The 19525-nt window shown below is 35.6% G+C and carries 16 protein-coding genes and 1 pseudogene; 1 reads left to right on the top strand and 16 read right to left on the bottom strand.

What is annotated here, in order from left to right; all coding sequences use genetic code 11:
* Positions 1–75: 75 nt before the first annotated feature.
* Positions 76–696 (bottom strand): CAP domain-containing protein, encoded by a 621-nt coding sequence (locus tag KI338_RS04505; RefSeq protein WP_212919760.1) that lies wholly within the window; start codon positions 694–696, stop codon positions 76–78.
* A 135-nt stretch (positions 697–831) separates the two neighbouring features.
* Positions 832–1491, bottom strand: a complete 660-nt coding sequence (locus KI338_RS04500) for a CPBP family intramembrane glutamic endopeptidase (RefSeq protein ID WP_212919759.1) — start codon at positions 1489–1491, stop codon at positions 832–834.
* A gap of 252 nt (positions 1492–1743) precedes the next feature.
* Here KI338_RS04500 and KI338_RS04495 point away from each other — a divergent pair, with 252 nt between their 5' ends.
* The gene (locus tag KI338_RS04495) at positions 1744–1920 is read left to right on the top strand and encodes a hypothetical protein (protein WP_212919758.1); all 177 of its coding nucleotides are present in this window, start codon (positions 1744–1746) and stop codon (positions 1918–1920) included.
* Positions 1921–2055: 135 nt separating this feature from the next.
* On the opposite strand, the gene KI338_RS04490 is transcribed toward KI338_RS04495, so the two are convergent.
* The 14 genes and pseudogenes from KI338_RS04490 to parE all read right to left on the bottom strand — a co-directional run bounded on the left by KI338_RS04490 (position 2056) and on the right by parE (position 19383).
* Positions 2056–2919 (bottom strand): 5'-3' exonuclease, encoded by an 864-nt coding sequence (locus KI338_RS04490; protein WP_212919757.1) that lies wholly within the window; start codon positions 2917–2919, stop codon positions 2056–2058.
* Positions 2920–2933: 14 nt separating this feature from the next.
* On the bottom strand, positions 2934–6551 hold the full coding sequence (locus KI338_RS04485; protein WP_212919756.1) for a dynamin family protein: 3618 nt from the start codon (positions 6549–6551) through the stop codon (positions 2934–2936).
* A 76-nt stretch (positions 6552–6627) separates the two neighbouring features.
* On the bottom strand, positions 6628–7086 hold the full coding sequence (locus KI338_RS04480; RefSeq protein ID WP_212919755.1) for a CBS domain-containing protein: 459 nt from the start codon (positions 7084–7086) through the stop codon (positions 6628–6630).
* Positions 7087–7452: 366 nt separating this feature from the next.
* On the bottom strand, positions 7453–8982 hold the full coding sequence (locus KI338_RS04475; protein ID WP_212919754.1) for an acyl-CoA carboxylase subunit beta: 1530 nt from the start codon (positions 8980–8982) through the stop codon (positions 7453–7455).
* A gap of 16 nt (positions 8983–8998) precedes the next feature.
* A complete protein-coding gene (locus KI338_RS04470) occupies positions 8999–9781 on the bottom strand; it encodes an enoyl-CoA hydratase (protein ID WP_373306331.1) in 783 nt (260 codons plus the stop codon).
* 165 nt (positions 9782–9946) lie between these two features.
* On the bottom strand, positions 9947–10159 hold the full coding sequence (locus KI338_RS04465; RefSeq protein ID WP_212919752.1) for an acetyl-CoA carboxylase biotin carboxyl carrier protein subunit: 213 nt from the start codon (positions 10157–10159) through the stop codon (positions 9947–9949).
* 18 nt (positions 10160–10177) lie between these two features.
* Positions 10178–11530, bottom strand: coding sequence for an acetyl-CoA carboxylase biotin carboxylase subunit (locus KI338_RS04460; RefSeq protein WP_212919751.1), 1353 nt, complete (start codon positions 11528–11530; stop codon positions 10178–10180).
* Positions 11531–11565: 35 nt separating this feature from the next.
* The gene (locus KI338_RS04455; RefSeq protein ID WP_212919750.1) at positions 11566–12708 is read right to left on the bottom strand and encodes an acyl-CoA dehydrogenase family protein; all 1143 of its coding nucleotides are present in this window, start codon (positions 12706–12708) and stop codon (positions 11566–11568) included.
* A gap of 101 nt (positions 12709–12809) precedes the next feature.
* The gene (locus tag KI338_RS04450) at positions 12810–13235 is read right to left on the bottom strand and encodes a TetR-type transcription factor C-terminal domain-containing protein (protein ID WP_244853336.1); all 426 of its coding nucleotides are present in this window, start codon (positions 13233–13235) and stop codon (positions 12810–12812) included.
* 3 nt (positions 13236–13238) lie between these two features.
* Positions 13239–13358 (bottom strand): annotated as a pseudogene (locus tag KI338_RS17910) (TetR/AcrR family transcriptional regulator); the annotation flags it as partial.
* 91 nt (positions 13359–13449) lie between these two features.
* Complete coding sequence (locus tag KI338_RS04445; RefSeq protein ID WP_212919749.1) at positions 13450–14226, bottom strand: class I SAM-dependent methyltransferase; 777 nt, start codon at positions 14224–14226, stop codon at positions 13450–13452.
* 123 nt (positions 14227–14349) lie between these two features.
* On the bottom strand, positions 14350–14796 hold the full coding sequence (locus KI338_RS04440; RefSeq protein WP_212919748.1) for a hypothetical protein: 447 nt from the start codon (positions 14794–14796) through the stop codon (positions 14350–14352).
* A gap of 144 nt (positions 14797–14940) precedes the next feature.
* On the bottom strand, positions 14941–17391 hold the full coding sequence (gene parC / locus KI338_RS04435) for a DNA topoisomerase IV subunit A (protein WP_212919747.1): 2451 nt from the start codon (positions 17389–17391) through the stop codon (positions 14941–14943).
* Positions 17392–17430: 39 nt separating this feature from the next.
* Positions 17431–19383 carry a DNA topoisomerase IV subunit B gene (parE, locus tag KI338_RS04430; protein WP_212919746.1) on the bottom strand — a complete coding sequence of 651 codons (1953 nt, stop codon included), beginning with the start codon at positions 19381–19383 and terminating at the stop codon, positions 17431–17433.
* Between the last annotated feature and the right edge of the window lie 142 nt (positions 19384–19525).

Genomic DNA, 19525 nt, shown 5'->3' with positions numbered 1-19525 from the left:
TATTTCTGTCCCCGTTTAGAATAAAAAAGTCCAATTAGTTTTAACCTAATTGGACTAATGATTGTCATCTATACTTTATGAGCCTGTAAACTCCTGTACCCAAACACCATTATAATAACCAACTCCAATTGAATCAAAGTTTGGATTTAAGATATTTGCCCGATGTCCAGATGAATTCATCCAAGCATTCATTACTTCTTGTGGTGATTTTTGCCCCTTGGCAATATTCTCACCGGCAGTTCGATAACTAATTCCAAAGGTCTTCATCATATCAAATGGAGAACCGTAGTTCGGACTATTGTGCGAAAAGTAATTGGAGTTAACCATATCCATCGCTTTTTTCTCTGCCACATTTTTAAGGTCGGCCCTGTGTAACAAAGCTTTAAGACCTTGTTTAGCTCTTTCCTGATTGACAAGCTGTGCTACCTGCTCTTCAAAGGTAGTTGGGCTTGAAGCAGTTGCTCGTAATCGAATAACTGAACCAATTTGCATATTAGTTGGTACAACAGTAGGATTCAAGCGCATTAATTCACGATAATCCAATCCATAACGTTTTGCAACAAACCAAAATGTATCACCTTTAGACACTTTGTAGAAGTCAAATGGTGGTTCTTTAAATGTTTTGCTTTGTGCACTTATACCTATAGGTAAAACTAGCATGAACACAATAAACAAGGGAAAAAGTCGTTTCAACATTTTTTAGTCACCCCAGGTGTAATTTATTTGTTATCCCCTGCTTCTATTTTTTCTTATGCCCATATACTAATACATTGTTTTTCCTGGAATTTTTTTGAAGAAAATCCTTATCAATTCAATTTACATCGTTAGAACTTAATAAAAAAATGTTAACCCTATTAAAATAATCATTATATCAGCACAAATATGAATCATCCAAGAAGACCAAATGGTTTGGCTTTTTTCATTTACTTTGTGAAAAATCAAACCGATAAGCCATAGCCCGATAAAACATAGTGCAATAATCAGTGGCTTAAACCATAGGAAGATCATGGGAATGTGATAAGAAGCAAATAGTAAGGGACTAAAAATATATCCAATCCTTCTTGGTAAGTTAAAAAAGACAAATCCCCTAAAGAAATACTCCTCAATAAATGAATTTCCGAACGTCACATACAGACCAACTAATATATATGTTGATGCTGTTATTCCTAATCGATCAGTTAAATCACTTTTTATTGAATCGAGTTCAATAATTGGTAGGAATATTAAATAAGCAGCTAAAACAATAAAGGCAGATGTTAATCCTAGAGTTATAATTTTTTTCCACTCTTTTAATGTTATCTTTTTAATACTAATGACATCACGAAATCGAAAATCCTTAAACATAATTATGTAAACAAAAATAATAAGGAAAAACATCGATATTTTACAAATCGTTTTTATTCCATAATTAATCTCCATACCATGCTCTATAAATGCTAATAAACAACATACTAGTGTAGTGCTTACGATAATATACAATATTTTTCTCATGATTATCCCCTTTTGTTCCCAATAATTAGAATATTACTAGCAAATGAAGTATTGACTAATTATCCCATAAACTCTTATGACATGACAATATAATCCAAGGTTATCAGGAAAATGTTATAAAAGATGAATTAATATAGAGAATCGGGGAAAGATACTCTTGTAAAGTGAAATCACTTACTTAACATCTGATGAGAAATGTAATCAGATAAAAGTAAGAAAATTTCACTAAAAACAATTACAGGAGGGCTACAAATGGCGAAAAACAACAATCGCAACAACAACAACAACAATAATCGTAACAACAATAACAACGATAATGTTGAATTTGCGAACGAGTTTCTAAACGATGATTTAGACAACAACAATAACAATAACGATCGCAACAACAACCGTGACAACAACAATCGCAAAAATAATCGTAACAACTAATTGAAGTTTTTCGGATTGGAAAGCTATCCATTCACCACATGAGTTGGTGAATCCCTTGGTTACAATGAATAGAAAATCGTTTTTTTAGCTAATGTTAAACAAAAACCTGTATTTCAACATACAGGTTTTTGTTCTCTATATTAATTTAGCTAAATTTGGAAGTTCTAATTCCTCAAAACGCTGTATTACGCTTTCTCGATTGTACTTCCATTTTGCTTCATCTAAATTAAACTCAATAGGCACATCACAGCGAATTTCAGCGAGATTCCTGGAAAGATGTAACATGTCCATGTTTGCCATTATTTTAGTCTGAACTCCCTTAGGTAACTTGTCCAGATTTTCTAATAATCCTTCAATCGTATCATGTTCCTGCAAAAGCTTAATTGCAGTCTTTTCTCCGATTCCCTTCACTCCTGGATAATTATCAGATGTATCCCCCATTAACCCTTTTAAATCTATAATTTGTTTTGGGCTTAATCCTTTCTTCTCATAAAAGTTATCCATCGTGAATACTTCATAGTTTCCTTGACCTTTACGCATGATTGCTACATTTACGCCTTGTCCAACTAGCTGGAGAATATCTTGATCACCTGTTAAAATAAGCACCTCACTTTCCGTTGACAACTGCTTTGCAAGTGTACCGATACAATCATCTGCTTCATAATTTTCAATACCAATATTCGGCATTTCGAATGCATCCACTACCTCTTTTACTAAGTCGAACTGTGGTATTAATTCCTCTGGTGGTGCAGAACGATTAGCTTTGTACGCTTCATACATCGTAGTTCGAAAGGTCTTACTACCCATATCCCAGCAGCAGATAACATGTGTTGGCTGAAATGTATCTACAGCGTCCAGTAGGTAACGAAGAAATTGATATATACCGTTCGTGGGAACTCCTCTTTCATTTCGCATAAAATTTCCTCGGAAGGATGTTGCAAAAAATCCACGGAATAGTAGTGCCATTCCATCTACTAATAGTATTGATTGTTGCATCATTAAACCACCTTTTTTTAATTTAAGCTAGCTAAAATTTCATTTACTTTTAAATGTTTAGCTGTTAATAATTCTGAATCAATTGTGTTATCAACAAATGCTGTATTGCTTGCTATATAATCGTTTATTTCCTTCATGAATTCAGCTTTCATTCTTTCCACTAAACTACTCCATTGTTTACCATAATCATTTACCATATAAACCTGAATATCGCGAAGGTATTCTTCAATGAAAGGAGCTAATAACTCATAGAGAGAATCCTTCATTTTTTCCTTTTCATTTTTCTCAAAGAAGGCCTTTGTTCCTTTAAATAATGAAAAAGCAGATTGGAATTTCGATAAATCAATTTTTTGTAAGGCCTGGTGGTATTCTGGAGTTACCCAGTCTATTTCCTTAGAAATGGATAAACGAAACTCCTTTTCGATTTGATTAAATTGATACTGATAGCTCTCTCTACATTCCATAAATTGTTCATTTAAATAGGATTCTACACGTAATGATACTGCTCTTGCCTCCTGTAGAAGTTCAAATCCTGTATAGTCTAATAAATCCAACGTATTTTTTTCTAGCTGGCGCATAGCTTTTCTACCAGATTCAGTTACGGTTGTTGGATTAAAATAATCTTTGAAAATATCATGAAAACGAATTCCTATTCTCTCGCCTACATAGTGCAATTGCTTCTGAATCTTTTGTCGTATTCGCTCTAGGTATAGGTTACCCGGATCTGTTTCAGCTGCTAGTAGTAAATCCTTTTTCTTTTCTTGTAATGATATCTTATAGGAGGCTTTTTCCATTTCATCTAAATTAGCTTTTTTTATCATATGGGATAGTTGTTGACCTACCCTTTCTAGGTCAAAGATTGCAGCACTTACAGCTATTTGAGATAGTTCATTTTCTAGGAAGGCATAAAAGTCATTCTCAAAAGTAGCAATTTGCCTATTTAAAGGTTGGTTAGTCAATTTCTCTTCTAATGAAATTTTACTTGATACTGGATATAGTCTTGGGTTTCGGATTCCAAATTTAAGTAGCTGATCTTTAACATAATTTAGGACAAGATTTAGTTCTGGTTCATCTTGAGCTAAGTCCGCAGCATTAACGAGAAAGAACATTTTATCCATCTGGAAAGCATCCTTTACACGACCAAGCTGAGTGACAAAGTCCTTATCCGCCTTTGTAATCGCGTGATTATAATAGGTTACGTAAAGTATAGCATCCGCATTTTTAATATAATCAAACGCTACGTTCGTATGTCTTGCATTGACTGAATCTGCTCCTGGTGTATCAACCAAGGTAATTCCTTTTCGAGTTATCGGGCAATCATAATAAAGATCAATCGACTCTACAAAACAAGCTTTCGATTCATCTGTTACATAAGATGCAAATTCCTGTAAGTGAATAGTCTTATTTTTTCCGAGTACTTCTTGATGATCCGAATACCCCTTTAATAAAGCCTTGAGATAGGATTGATACATATGATTGAGTTCTGAATGATGTTGTAACTTATTTTCACTTATCCAATTAACTAGTTCAGTTAGATTATTCGTATTAGGAGGGGAAAAATGCTTTACCATTCCAAGTAAATCTTGTAGTAAAGTCTCCTCTTTCTTCAAATGAATGCTAACCGTACCATGTGAAAACTCCTCTGATACTGGAGCAATTCGATTTATTACTGCAGTCGTTGGATTAGGAGAGGATGGTAAGATTCCTTCTCCAATCAAAGCATTAGCAAAGGATGATTTTCCTGCACTAAATGCTCCAAATAATGCAATCGTATATTGCCTGTGTTCTAGCTTTTCTTTTTTAGCAGACAGCTCATTTAGGACGGAAGTAAATATATCTGTTCCAGTAAAGGTTTGAATTGTTTTATCAATTGCATGAATTACTTGTTGAACATTTGGGGCATTTGCTACTAAATGACCTTGAATATTGTTCTTTTCATCCTTTGATTTTATTTCTTCTTGTTTTTCAAGAATTTCTACACCCTTTTTAAACGTTCTTGGTGCTAATTTTATTTTTATCAGCTCAACCGTTTCATCTAGTACCGTTGGGTGTTCTAATTGTTCATCCAAATATAGAGCCTTTTCTTTAAATTTCTCTTTAACATTATTGTATTGTTTATGGGCTAGTAATACATTGTTATATTGCTGTAATTCAGCCTCATATCTCTGAAGAGCTAACTCACTATCCTTCTTAAGGAAATCCATGATACTAGATAATAATTCTTTAGATGCCTGACGATATTTGTTTTTTATAAATTGACCTAGTTCATTCGTATAATTTAATACATAGTCCCCATTAACCTTTGCACCCGTTTTTACTAATGACAATAAATCATCTTCAGTTAGTGAAACGGTTAATTGCTGAGTCAAATTGTATAATGATTGCTCTGGAATAGAATAGGCTTTTAATAGCTCACTGAATTTTTCTCGAAGCTTCCATTCAATATTTGCCCTCATCGTCTCTTCTAAATTCTTCAAGAAAATTCCTGTTCGCCTGTCTTTTTCTTCATCCGTTTTTCTCTTTGCATTCAAAAAGCCAATCTTAAAATCCTTTTGCTGAGACTCTAAAAAGCTTTCTGCATAATCTCTCACAATTGCAGGCATCAGATACGCATTTTTCAAGGTATGATCCATATCATGTAAAAAAGCATTAGAAAAAGCATTGGGGCGAATTTTTAATTGATTTACAGAATCTCTAAGCGATTCCATTTGGATGAATAGATTTTCATCGAAAGTGTTATCTGCTAATAAGTTAGCGATCTCCTCATTCTCTTTCTCTTGTAAATATTCCTTATGGCTCACAATGAGATTCTTAACAGCTGCATCAATTCGAAGTGTTCTTTCATCATGAAATAGACTATAAAGCTCCCTTTTCACATCCTCAAACTGATTATAAGGTGAATCTGTTTGGACAAGTGAGGTAAAATATGTTGCTCGGGGAGACAAATCCCATTGTTCAAACGTTTGTTTTACACTCTCTTCAAAGGATTGAAAGGATAATTCCTTTTCATTATGTTTATCCACTTGATTAATAATTACGTAAAAAGGTATATGCATTGCTTGAATCGTTTGCAAAAATTGTAAATTCACTTCGGATTGGACATGGTTATAGTCCATTACATAAAACAATATATCAATCAAATGTAGAGATGATTCGGTAATTAGTCGATCTGTGTCGTCTGCAGCATCAATACCAGGTGTATCGATAATGGCACATGAGCTGGGGATAATTGAATTAGCTGTGCTAATTTCTATTTTCTTAATAGTATCCTTATCCTTGCAATATTCTTTTATCATGTCTAAATCATATGGTTCTTCATACTCGGTTGGTTCTTCATGATGAAAAAAAACACGTGCTACACCTTCTCCAGATGTCAATTTAACGATATTTGCACTTGTTGGTATAGGACTCTTTGGTAAAATCTCACTGTCAACTAACGCATTTATCATAGAAGACTTTCCAGCAGAAAAATGTCCTGCGAAACTAACGACATATTCATTATTTTGCATTTTTTGATATAGATCTACTACTTTTTTAGCATTTATTAGATCCCCATGGTCATTTAATACATGGTATATCCCAGTCAAATTTTGAAAAGTTAATACCGTTTTATTCTGTTCCGTTGCCCTCAACATCATAAACCCCTTTGCCAAAACTTATACATTAATTATAACGTATTCCCCAAAACTATGACATAGCTAGTTTTTTCTATTATTGTATAAGATGATTAGTAATATGACGAAGTAAATCTCCCCTACTTATCACACCTACTACACGGTGACTATCATCTATAACAGGTATCTTTTTAAAATGATAACGTGCAAAAATTTGTAGTGCTTCATCTAGTTTATTATTAGGATGAAGTGTTTTTAAGTCTCTCGTTCTCATCATCCTTTTAACTGGGTTCTTTAGTGCGTACGTTAGCTTATCTACTAATTCCTCACGATCACTAAATAAAATAACTGAGAACATATCAAATACATTCCGGTTACTAGGCTGAAGATATCGTATTACGTCACCATCACTTATTACACCAACTAACACATTATCATTGTTAACAACTGGGACTCCACCGATTTTGTTGTTGACAAGAATTTGTAGAAGTTCTTTAACTGTCGTATCTTCTTTTACACTGATTACATCAGAAATCATAAAATCTTGTATTTTCATATCCTTATCACCATCTTCAATAATTAAATATTATTTTTTATAACCTTACTTTATCATTTAGACATTGCTTAGATTTGATGGTTATAAATTGATGCATCTATTCCAAGTTGAGATTTTCATATTGCTCTTTTGAATAGACCATCACCATTAACTTCCCCTTTTTTCCCTTTTTCACTATAATTTCATCTCATCTTAGATATAACACAAAACATTTCAAATTGTGAATTAAGTTCATTGGTTTACATAATAAAATTATGGTTAATTTATATCCATTTTTCTTCTATTCGTATAAGTATTAATTAAAATAAAATTTAGATAGTAGTTCATTGAAAAAGAGCCTTGGAAAATCCAAGACCCTAAAATTTATTATACAGGATAGACACCATGTTTACGTTCGGTAAATATTACGTTTTTCGCTTCGTAAATACGATAACGATTAATTAACTCTGTTCTTAAGTTATTAGGCTCGATGATGGCATCAATGACCATCTCACTAGCTAAACGATAAATATCAATATCACTTCGATATTCATCTTGTTTTTCTTGTATAAAGCTAGCCCGCTCTTCCTCTGGTAATTCTGCAATTTTATTTGCATATACTGCATTAACTGCTGCTTCAGGACCCATCACAGCAATCTGTGCAGTAGGTAAAGCAATACAACAATCTGGTTCAAATGCAGGACCGGCCATTGCGTATAAACCAGCTCCATACGCTTTGCGAACGACAACTGAAATTTTTGGTACCGTTGCCTCACTCATGGCAGCAAGCATTTTTGCCCCATGGCGAATAATCCCTGCGCGTTCAACCTTTGTACCAATCATGAATCCTGGAACATCCATTAAGAATAATAATGGGATATTAAATGCATCACATAATTGAATAAATTTTGCAGCTTTATCTGCTGAATCTGGGAATAGTACTCCGCCCTTCATACGTGGCTGATTGGCTATAATGCCAACTGACTTCCCATCCATTCGAGCGAGTCCAGTAATTAACTCTGGAGCAAACTTCTTTTTAATTTCGCAGAAGCTATCTTCATCAATGATGCGATTAATGAAATCATACATATTAAATGGTGCATTCTGATTCTCTGGTATAATTTCCTCCATGCTTTTTTCGAATTCTTTTGCATTCTTCGCTTCCCAAGCCCTCGGTTTTTCACGGAAGCTTTTCGGAAAATAGGTTAAATAATTTCGAGCATATTCGATTGCTTCTGGTTCAGTTTTCACTAATACATCGCCAACACCAGAGACTGAGCAGTGCATTTTTGCTCCACCCATTTCCTCTAGTGTTACTTTTTCCCCGATAACCTTTTCCGCCATACGTGGTGATCCGAGGTACATGGAAGCATTACCATCAACCATCACGACTATATCACAAAAGGCTGGAATATATGCTCCGCCAGCTGCTGATGGTCCAAATAATAAGCAAACCTGTGGCACTCTTCCAGATAGTTTTATTTGATTATGGAATATTCGTCCAGCGCCTCTTCTACCAGGAAACATTTCAATTTGATCGGTAATACGTGCACCTGCAGAGTCTACCAAATAAATAATAGGTAATTCTAATGTTAGCGCAGTTTCTTGAATACGGAGAATCTTTTCCACCGTTCTTTTTCCCCAGGACCCTGCTTTTACAGTAGAATCATTCGCCATCACACAAACATCCTGACCGTGTATCTTACCGATACCTGTCACAACACCATCAGAAGGCAGTGAATCATCCATACAGTTTGCGAAAAATGCATCTTCTATATCAATATTTTCATCAAATAAAAGCTCCAGACGTTTTCGGACAAATAATTTTCCTTTTTCTTCATTTTTTTGGTGGTATTTTTCATGTCCACCCTTTTCGATTTGGCTTATACGCTTTTGTAGTTCATCTACATATGACATGGATAAACCTCCTATTTTATTCTCCTCGATACACTGGTAAACGCTTTTCCCTAAATGCCTCTAATCCCTCTACTCTATCCTTGGTTGGAATCGTTTGTTTATAGCATTCATGCTCTATTGCTAATCCAGAAGGTAAATCCACTTGCATTCCTTGGTTAATAGCTGATTTCGCCATTCGTAATGCTATGGGACCATTTTTAGCAATGGACTTTGCCATGGAAAATGCAGCCTCTAATAGGTCATTCTTTGAAGTGATTTCTTCCACTAACCCAAATGCTAACGCTTGTTCTGCTGAAATCGCCTTTGCAGTATAAATTAATTGCTTGGCACGCCCTAAACCAATTAATCGAGGTAAACGTTGTGTTCCACCAGCACCTGGAATAATTGCCAAGGATGTCTCAGTCAACCCTAATTTAGTATTGTCTGCTGCTATACGAATATCACAAGCAAGAGCTAACTCTAAACCACCACCAAAGGCTACACCATTTAAAGCCGCTATGACAGGTACTTCCATTGCTTCCAATTTGGAAATGGTTTTTCCGATATAAGAAACAGTCTCGATTACCTGTTCATCTGACATTCCTCTTCTTTCCTTAAGGTCTGCACCAGCACAAAATGCCTTCTCACCTGATCCAGTAACAATAACACAATGAATGGTTTTATCCTGATTGACCCTATCTATCATTACATTTAACTCATCTAATAGCGCTTTTGACAAAGCATTCGCAGCGTCACTCCTATTCAATTTTACAAGGGCGATATGATGATCTACTCTTTTTAATTCTACTAAGGCCATAATGTAAGTACCCCCTAAATGCGTATAAAGACTGAGTCAGTGCTATTTTCTCAACAATTAATACAATGTAATATTATGGAGGAACCAATCCGTTCCAAAATATACTACGCTGAATGAGAAATTCATTTGATGTTGAATGGATTTAATAGCATATTCCAACTTCATATTTTACTCAATCACTGCAATTAAATCGCCTTCATTTACAAAGTCGCCTTCTTGTACCTTTATTTCTTTTACAATACCGCCATCCTCTGTAGCAATTGGAATTTCCATTTTCATCGATTCTAAAATGACAATATCTTGATCAGCTTCGACCGCTTCTCCCTCTGATACGACTATTTTCCAAACATTACCTGCCATCATTGCTCTTACTTCTTCCATCCTTATTTCCTCCTTCAGTTACTTCCTTTTTAATGGTCTAAGATAATCTACTATAAAGCTTGTTGTTGTATTACCAGCTTGATATTCATGATGTTGCGCAATCTCAAGTAGTAAGGGGATATTGGTCTTAATCCCTTCGACCTTTGTTTTTTCTAATGTGTGTATAAGTAATTGAATTGCTTCTTGTCTTGTATTGCCTTTAACAATAAGCTTACTAATCATTGGGTCATAAAAAGGTGTTACTTGATAATCACTAGTAACTGCAGACTCAAGCCGGATATTCTCTCCTTTAGGTATATCAAATACTGTTATATGTCCAGGAGATGGGAAAAAAGTATTTGGATCCTCCGCGTAAATTCTAGCTTCAATTGCATGACCCTTAATGGTTAAATCTTCTTGCTTTAAAGATAAGCTATTACCATTTGCTATGTTAATTTGTTCCGCTACAATATCAATACCAGTAATTTCTTCAGTTATCGGGTGCTCGACTTGAATTCTAGTATTCATTTCAAGAAAGTAATAATTTTCGTTCGCGTCTACTAAAAATTCAATCGTTCCAGCATTGGTATACCCTAGAGCTTTAGCTGCGTTTACTGCAGCCTTTCCCATTCGTTGACGAGTGGTCTCCGATAGAAAAGGAGAAGGTGCCTCTTCAACAACCTTTTGGTTTCTTCGCTGAATGGAACATTCCCGTTCAAACAAATGCACAGCGTTCCCAAACTTATCTGCTAATATCTGTATCTCTATATGACGAGCATGATCAATCTTTTTCTCTAAAAACATTGCTCCATCACCGAAAAAACTCTCCGCCCGCTTCGCGTTATTCTCAAATGCCTTAAGTAGCTCTTCATCGGAATGTACCACTTGCATACCGATACCGCCACCACCTGCTGAGGCTTTCAGCATAATAGGATAACCAATACTTTTAGCAACTTCAATTGCTTCCTCTTTCGAATGAACTGCATCCTCTGTACCTGGCACTATTGGAATATTAGCCGTCTTCATTGCTTTTCGTGCTTCAATCTTACTACCCATCATTTCCATCACTTGACTAGTTGGACCGATAAATGTAATGCCAGATGCTTCACATTTTTCGGCAAAACTACCATTTTCACTCAAAAAACCATAACCTGGGTGAATCGCATCTGCACCACATCTTTTGGCTATATCTAATATCCTATCAACGTTTAAATAACTCTCATTCACCCTTGCAGGACCTAAAAGATAGCTTTCATCAGCCATCTGTACAAATGGTGCTGCTTTATCTCCCTCAGAATAAACGGCAACCGATGAAATTCCTAATTTTTTACACGTTCTCATAATCCTTACTGCTATTTCGCCTCGATTGGCAATCAGTATTTTCGAGATCATCACTTCACCCCTAACCATATCAAGAAATCTAGTTTCTAGCAGCCTAACTGTCTAGCAATTACTAGTCGTTGAACTTCCGATGTTCCCTCACCGATTTCAAGTAATTTAGCATCCCGTAAATATCGTTCAACCTCATACTCACGCATATAACCATAACCACCATGTATTTGAATGGCCTGATTAGCTGCACGGAAAGCTGTTTCTGTTGCAAATAATTTCGCATAGGCGGATTCTTTCGTAAATGGTTGGTTATTATCCTTTAACCATGCTGCCTTATACACCATATTTCGAGCAAGCTCCACCTCCATTGCAATATCAGCAAGCTTAAATTGAATTGCTTGGAAGCTCGAAATAGATTTACCAAATTGCTTTCTTTCTTTAGCATATTGTAAGGCTTTTTCTAGTGATGCTTGAGCAATTCCAAGTCCTAAAGCAGCAATAGAAATTCTTCCACCATCCAGCGTGTATAAGAATTGACTAAAGCCTTTATCAGGATCTCCTAAAAGGTTCGTTCTTGGAACACGTACATTGTCTAAAACAATTTCAGCTGTATCTGAACCACGAACACCCATCTTATCATAATTACTTGTTATCTTGACCCCTTCCACATTCGTCGGAACAATAATAGCGGAAATAATGTTTCTACCTTTTTCATTTTTACCAGTAACTGCAGTAACAATTAACGTTTCGGCATAGCTTGCATTCGTTATAAAGCATTTTTCACCATTTATGACAAAATCATCACCATCGATGATTGCTGTCGTTTTAGTTCCTCCTGCATCTGATCCGGCATTTGGTTCTGTTAATCCAAATGAACCCAAGGCTTTTCCTTCTGCAAGAGGAGTTAAAAATTTTTCCTTCTGCTCTTCTGTTCCAAAATAATATATTGGGCTTGCACCAAGAGATACTGCTGCAGCATAGCTTAAACCAGTACTACCACATACACGGCCAATTTCCTCTACAGCAATAGCGTAGGATAATGTGTCTCCACCTGAGCCACCATATTTCTCTGGGAATGGAATCCCTAGTAAACCAAGCTCACCCATTTGTTTAAAAATATCCAACGGAAACTTAGCTTCCTTATCAATCTCAATTGTTCTAGGCTTAATTACTTCTTCAGCAAAATCTCGAACCATTTTACGAATCATGGATTGTTCTTTGGTTAAATTAAAATCCATATGTTTCCCTCCTAAATCAGTAGATAGACCGACTGGTTGGTCTGTAAAAATAGAAAAAAATGTTACTAAACTAGTATTCTATCAAAATAGAGCGCTTACATTTAGTCGTTTACTATTGATCTCATGATTAAGTCGACATATAAGTCACCGATTTCGTCAATTGATTTTTCTCCTGATTTACGGTACCACTTATAGGTCCAGTTTACCATTCCAAGTATTGCCATACTGGTAATTTCATCCGAAAGATCATGACGAAATTCTCCACTTGCCTTACCCTCACGAATGGTTTCAAGGATAATATTCTTAAACTGATCACGTTTTGCTTTAATCAATTCTTCATAATTTGATTTTAAGTAAACATTTTCCTGATAGAATACAGAAATATGTGGCTTATACAAATCAAATACTTGTACAAAGCTCTTTATAATTGCTTGTAACTTTTTAGTTGGAGATTCGTAGGTGTTCTTTGCTATGTAGGCTTTTTCAAGCACATACGTAATAAATGTATCGTGAATGACAAAAAGCAATTCATCCTTTGACGTAAAATGATGATAAAATCCACCTTTTGATGCACCAGTTTTTTCTACAATTTGGTTTACTGTTACACCATGGAAGCCATATTTTTCAAATAAATGTAGCGCATTATAAATGATTTTTTGTCTGAGATCCGTTCGAAGCCCTCCTCTCCTTTTTTCATTTATAGCGTATCACACTTTTCAGAATTTAAAAAGAAGAAGTTACCTATAAAAGTTCTATAGTCCCATAGTGAAATAAGGATGTTTTCCGTATATGCTGTGTGAACCCAAGCCTTTTAAATCTCGCACTTTTATAGTAGTCCTTCATAAGGATACACTGCCTAGCAACTCGTTTTGCTTCGGTAATTACCTCTGAGCTTATATCAGTCCATAATGCTTGCTCGCGTATAGAATTTATACCACTTGAAGATTCGATAGCTTCTTGAAACATTGGGTCAAAATAAACGACATCATAGGATTTATCAGGAGTTTGTCGTAAATATTCAAGATGATCAATATTGACGACATTTATTCTTTTCATAGCAGTATCGATTTCCCTATTTGCAGTTGAAAAGTCTTTTAATCCTTCTCTTGCAAGCAAGTACAATAAGTCATTACCTTCAAGTCCCGTTACAGCACCAGAAGTCCCAACAGCAAGACTAGCAATAATACTATCAGATGCTAAGCCCAGCGTACAATCGAGAAACTTCATCCCCTCCTTAAGTTTTGCTGTCTGAATAAGCGGATCATGCTCACCTTTTAAAACACGTTTTGCTCTTACCATAGCTAAATTAGGGTGAAAGAATAGACGTGTTGAACTATTTAAAGGTGAAATAAATAAACCATTTTTTGCCACGACGATAATATGTTCTTGTAATTGATTTTTCATTGCTTCAATTGATTCACTATTTCTTTCTTTATACAAAAATCCATATTGTTTGGCCAGCTTTTTAGCCTTTAGTGATAGAGGACTAGAAGCTCGCCCTGCTGTTGTAATTATCATTCTACATTACCTATTCCATAAATTTTTATCTTTTTTATAGCCTTCGTATTAATTAAAAAACAGACTACTAAAAAAATCTAGCAGTCTGTTTGATTTTTTTTATTTTACCAAAATAAATAATTATTATTCCGCCTTTGTCTCTTGAATCTGTTCAGTTGTTTGGTTCTTACTACCAAGTTGAGCTGGTAACTGCCATGCAGTAACAACTGCAAGTAAGACGAAAACAATATCCATTCCACCAAACAAAACAGAAATATTATCACCAAAATGCATAATTACCTCACTATTAAATATGCCTGAAATACTGTTCTCATAGTAATAGCCTAATATAAAATATTTACCTAGTAAAATTCCAATTAAACTTCCAACTACGGCAATTACTTGATGTAATGAGGTTACGCTTCCTTTTGCCAAGTAGAAAACGATATAACCAGTTAGTCCACCGATTGCCCAAGCAACAATGCCAATTTCGTATTCTGTTATAATGGCGATTAATGCCCATACAACTCCCCCTACGATAGCTGCTAGTAATGCCCCTAAAATCGGTAACCCATAATTTTTACTTTCCATGAAACTTTTCCTCCTAATGAATTTGTCTAGTATTAATTCTACAAATCGACATAAAAACCCTTTATTTTCCATAAACTATTTTTATTCTTTACAAAAAGTCTATAAAAAGACAGACTGCTTCATAAACAGTCTGTCCTCGAAACATTAATCAATAGTTGGGTCAAACGGCTTTTCATAATTTGCTTCTTTCCAAACCTCTACAACTTCTCCTTGTTTGTCAGAATCGATAATAAAGGAGCCATTACTACTTCGATCACTTGTGGCTAATTCAAAAGGAATAATATGGTGTGTCTCTCCTTTAGCAGTTTGGAAGCAAATCGTATCATTTTTATTTGTTGCATAAAATCCAACGATACGGTGAGGTTTGTTTTTTAGCTCACGTAGCATCATTAAACCACGTTTTGCCCGTGTTGTCTTCTCAAATTCCCTTAGTTTCATTCGTTTGGCAGCACCGCGTTGTGTGACTATCACTAAAGAAGGTTCGGATAAATCATCAAAAACCTGTCCACTAATGACAAAATCATCATCTTTCAAGTTAATTGCCTTTACACCAGCAGCTCGTTGTCCAACAATAGGTACCTCTGTTTCATGATACCAAAGTCCGTACCCCTTGTGAGTAGCAATGAATACATCTGAATATCCCTTCGTCTGACAAACGCTAACAACCTCATCACCCTGCTTAAGATTAAGAGCAATTAAGGCCTTCGAATATCGTTGTGCCTCATAAATCTTTAATTCACTTCGTTTTATCATTCCGTTCTTCGTGAAGAAAATAAGGTATTCTTCTTCCTTAAATTCTCGTACCGGTATGCATTCAACAATATATTCGTCCTTATCGATTGGAACAATGTTAGATATATGTTGACCAATATCCTTCCATCTAATTTCTGGTAATTCAAAAACCGGCACATATAGGTATTTACCCTTATTCGTAAATAATAGAATTTTATCAGTTGTATTCGCTTCGATAAGCCCAACTAAGTAATCATCTTCTTTTATTGCAAGGTCTTCACCATTTGAAGCAGCATAAGAACGTAAACTTGTCCTTTTAATATAACCTTCCTTAGTAACGGAAATTAAAACATCTTCACTCGCTACTGTAACTTCGATATCGATTGTTAATTCTTCAATTTCCTCTTGTATAATGGTTTTACGACGGTCGGCATACTGTTTTTTCAATTGTTTTAAATCCGTTTTGATTGTATCAAACAACTTCTTTTCACTAGCTAAAATAGACTCATATTCAGCTATCTTTAAACGTAGTTCATCCGCTTCACGTTCAAGAGCTGTAACGTCTGTATTGGTTAAACGGTAAAGCTGTAACATAACAATTGCTTCTGCTTGTCTTTCAGTAAAATCATATTTTTCCATAATAGAACGCTTCGCATCCTGCTTATCTTTTGCAGCTCGAATGGTTGCTATTAGCTCATCTAATATGGAAATAGCCTTGATTAACCCTTCTACAATATGTGCACGATCTTTAGCGTGTTTTAAATCATATTGTGTTGCTCTTGTTACAACTTCCTTTTGGTGCAGAATATAAGCATCAAGCATTTCCGGTAAAGATAGAAGCTTTGGTGTACGGTCTTGAATCGCTACCATATTAAAATGGTACGCAATCTGCAATTCCGTATTTTTATAAAGATAGTTTAGAACACCTTCACTATTTACGTCTTTTTTTAATTCAATTACAATACGTAATCCAGTTCGGTCTGTTTCATCACGAACCTCTGCAATTCCTTCTACCTTACGATCAAACCGAAGCTCATCTATTTTCTTTACAAGATTTGCTTTGTTAACATCAAAGGGAATTTCATCAATAACAATTTGTTCTCTATTTCCTCGAAGTGGTTCTACTGTCGCCTTGCCTCGAAGAACAATTTTCCCTCTTCCAGTTTCATAAGCTTTTTTAATTCCATCAATCCCTTGAATTATTCCACCAGTAGGAAAGTCTGGACCTTTAATTGACTTCATTAATTGATCAACTGTACTATTTGGGTTATCAATACGTTTAATTACCGCATCAATAACTTCACCAAGATTATGTGGTGGGATATCGGTAGCATACCCAGCAGAGATTCCAGTTGACCCATTTACGAGTAAATTAGGAAATTTTGCTGGTAAAACAACAGGCTCTTGATCCGTATCATCAAAATTCGGAACAAAATCGACTGTTTCTTTATTTAGATCGCGAAGCAATTCTGATGAGATGCTAGACAGTCTTGCTTCTGTATAACGCATTGCTGCAGGTGGGTCACCATCTACGCTACCATTATTACCATGCATCTCAATTAATTCATTTCGCATTTTCCAGTCCTGACTTAAACGAACCATAGCATCATAAACGGAAGTATCACCATGTGGATGATAATTACCAATAACATTACCGACAGTTTTTGCCGATTTACGAAAATGCTTATCATGAGTATTCTTTTCTCGAAACATCGCATAAAGTATACGACGTTGTACTGGTTTTAATCCGTCTCGTGCATCTGGTAGTGCACGATCCTGGATAATGTATTTACTATATCTACCGAATCGATCACCAATTACTTCTTCTAGTGGTAAATCGAGATATTTTTCAGACTGTGACAAGTCATTCCCCCCTTATAAATTCCCAAGGTCAGTTTAGTATTATGAATGTATTTTATCGTTTTCTAATATGTTTGGATCATCGTCTAAACCAAACGCTACATTAGACTCTATCCATTTTCTCCTAGGCTCAACCTTATCTCCCATTAGAGTTGTAACACGACGTTCAGCACGTGCAACATCATCTATCGTAACACGAATTAGTGTTCGCGTTTCTGGGTTCATGGTTGTTTCCCATAGTTGATCTGCATTCATCTCACCCAAACCTTTGTAGCGCTGAATGACATAACCATTCTTAAAATGGTGAACTGCCTTCCTCATTTCATCCTCATCCCAAGCATAAATAATTTCTTCCTTTTTACCAGTTCCTTTGGATATTTTATATAAAGGTGGAAGTGCGATATATACTTTACCTGCTTCAAGTAATGGACGCATATAGCGATAAAAGAAGGTTAGCAGTAACACCTGAATATGTGCACCATCCGTATCTGCATCTGTCATAATAATTACTTTATCGTAGTTAATATCTTCTAAGTTAAAGTCTGCACCTATTCCAGCACCAATTGTATGAATAATCGTGGAGATTTCTTCGTTTTTAAAAACATCCTGAAGTTTTGCCTTTTCCGTATTGATAACCTTTCCACGCAGTGGTAGTACAGCTTGGAATTTTCGGTCTCTTCCTTGCTTTGCTGACCCACCAGCAGAATCACCCTCAACTAGATATAGCTCATTTTTATCAGGATTTTTAGATTGTGCAGGTGTTAATTTCCCGCTCAAAATTGTATCCTTACGACGTTTTTTCTTACCGCTTCTTGCGTCATCGCGTGCTTTTCGCGCTGCTTCTCGCGCTTCTTTAGCCTTTATTGCCTTTTTAATCAATGTCCCTGAAACGTCTGGATTTTCTTCAAGGAAGAAATTTAATTTTTCGGATACGACAGCATCAACTGCAGAGCGAGCTTCTGAAGTACCCAATTTACCTTTCGTTTGACCTTCAAATTGAAGCTTTCCCTCTGGAATACGAACAGATACTATCGCTGTTAATCCTTCGCGAATATCTGTTCCCTCTAGATTCTTATCCTTTTCTTTTAACGCGTTAGTTCTTCTAGCATAATCATTGAATATCCTTGTAATTGCAGAGCGTGCACCAGACTCATGTGTTCCCCCATCCTTTGTGCGGACATGATTTACAAATGAAAGCATGTTTTCTGCGTATCCATCATTAAATTGAAAAGCAAATTCTACTTCAATTCCTTGTTGCTCTCCCTCAAAGAAAATAACCTCATGAAGTGGATCTTTGTCTTCATTTACGTATTGTACAAATGATTTTAAACCATCCGGGTATTCATATACCTCTTTCTCCTCTATTCGCTCATCCGTTAATACAATCTTAAGTCCCTTTAATAAAAATGCTGATTCACGCAACCGTTCTGAAATGGTTTCTAGATTAAATACCGTTGTCGAAAAAATAGCAGGATCAGGTTTAAAATGAATTAGCGACCCCGTTTTTTTACTGTTTCCAATTTTTTTAATCTTGCCTACTGGAATACCTCCGTTTTCGAAACGAAGAAAATAAGATTCCCCATCACGATGTGTGGTTACTTCTAACCATTCAGATAATGCATTTACAACAGATGCCCCTACACCATGTAAACCTCCACTAGTCTTATAACCACCTTGGCCAAACTTACCACCGGCATGGAGGACGGTAAAAATAACTTCCAACGTTGATTTACCAGTACTATGCTTTCCGGTTGGCATCCCCCTACCGCTATCTTCAACTGAAATACTATTATCCTTATGTATTGTTACATGAATAACATTTCCAAAGCCCGATAAGGCTTCGTCAACCGCATTATCAACAATCTCAAAAACTAGATGATGCAGACCACGATGATCTGTACTCCCGATATACATTCCGGGCCTTTTTCGAACAGCCTCAAGACCTTCTAATACTTGGATGGAGTCATCTGAATAGTGTAAAGATGTCTTGTCCAAAATTAATTGCTCCCTTCACCGATAAATCAAATTACTACATTTATTCATAGTAGAACATGTGTTTGTTATTGTAAAGATTGTAAGGAATTATAACCAAAATAAATAATGTATAAATGGCAATATCTTAATTAGTATACTACAA

Origin of the sequence: Ornithinibacillus bavariensis (genome assembly GCF_018333235.1) — a bacterium.
Classification (GTDB): domain Bacteria; phylum Bacillota; class Bacilli; order Bacillales; family Amphibacillaceae; genus Ornithinibacillus; species Ornithinibacillus bavariensis.
The sequence above is the reverse complement of the archived record's forward strand: the minus strand, read 5'-3'. Positions and strand labels throughout refer to the sequence as shown.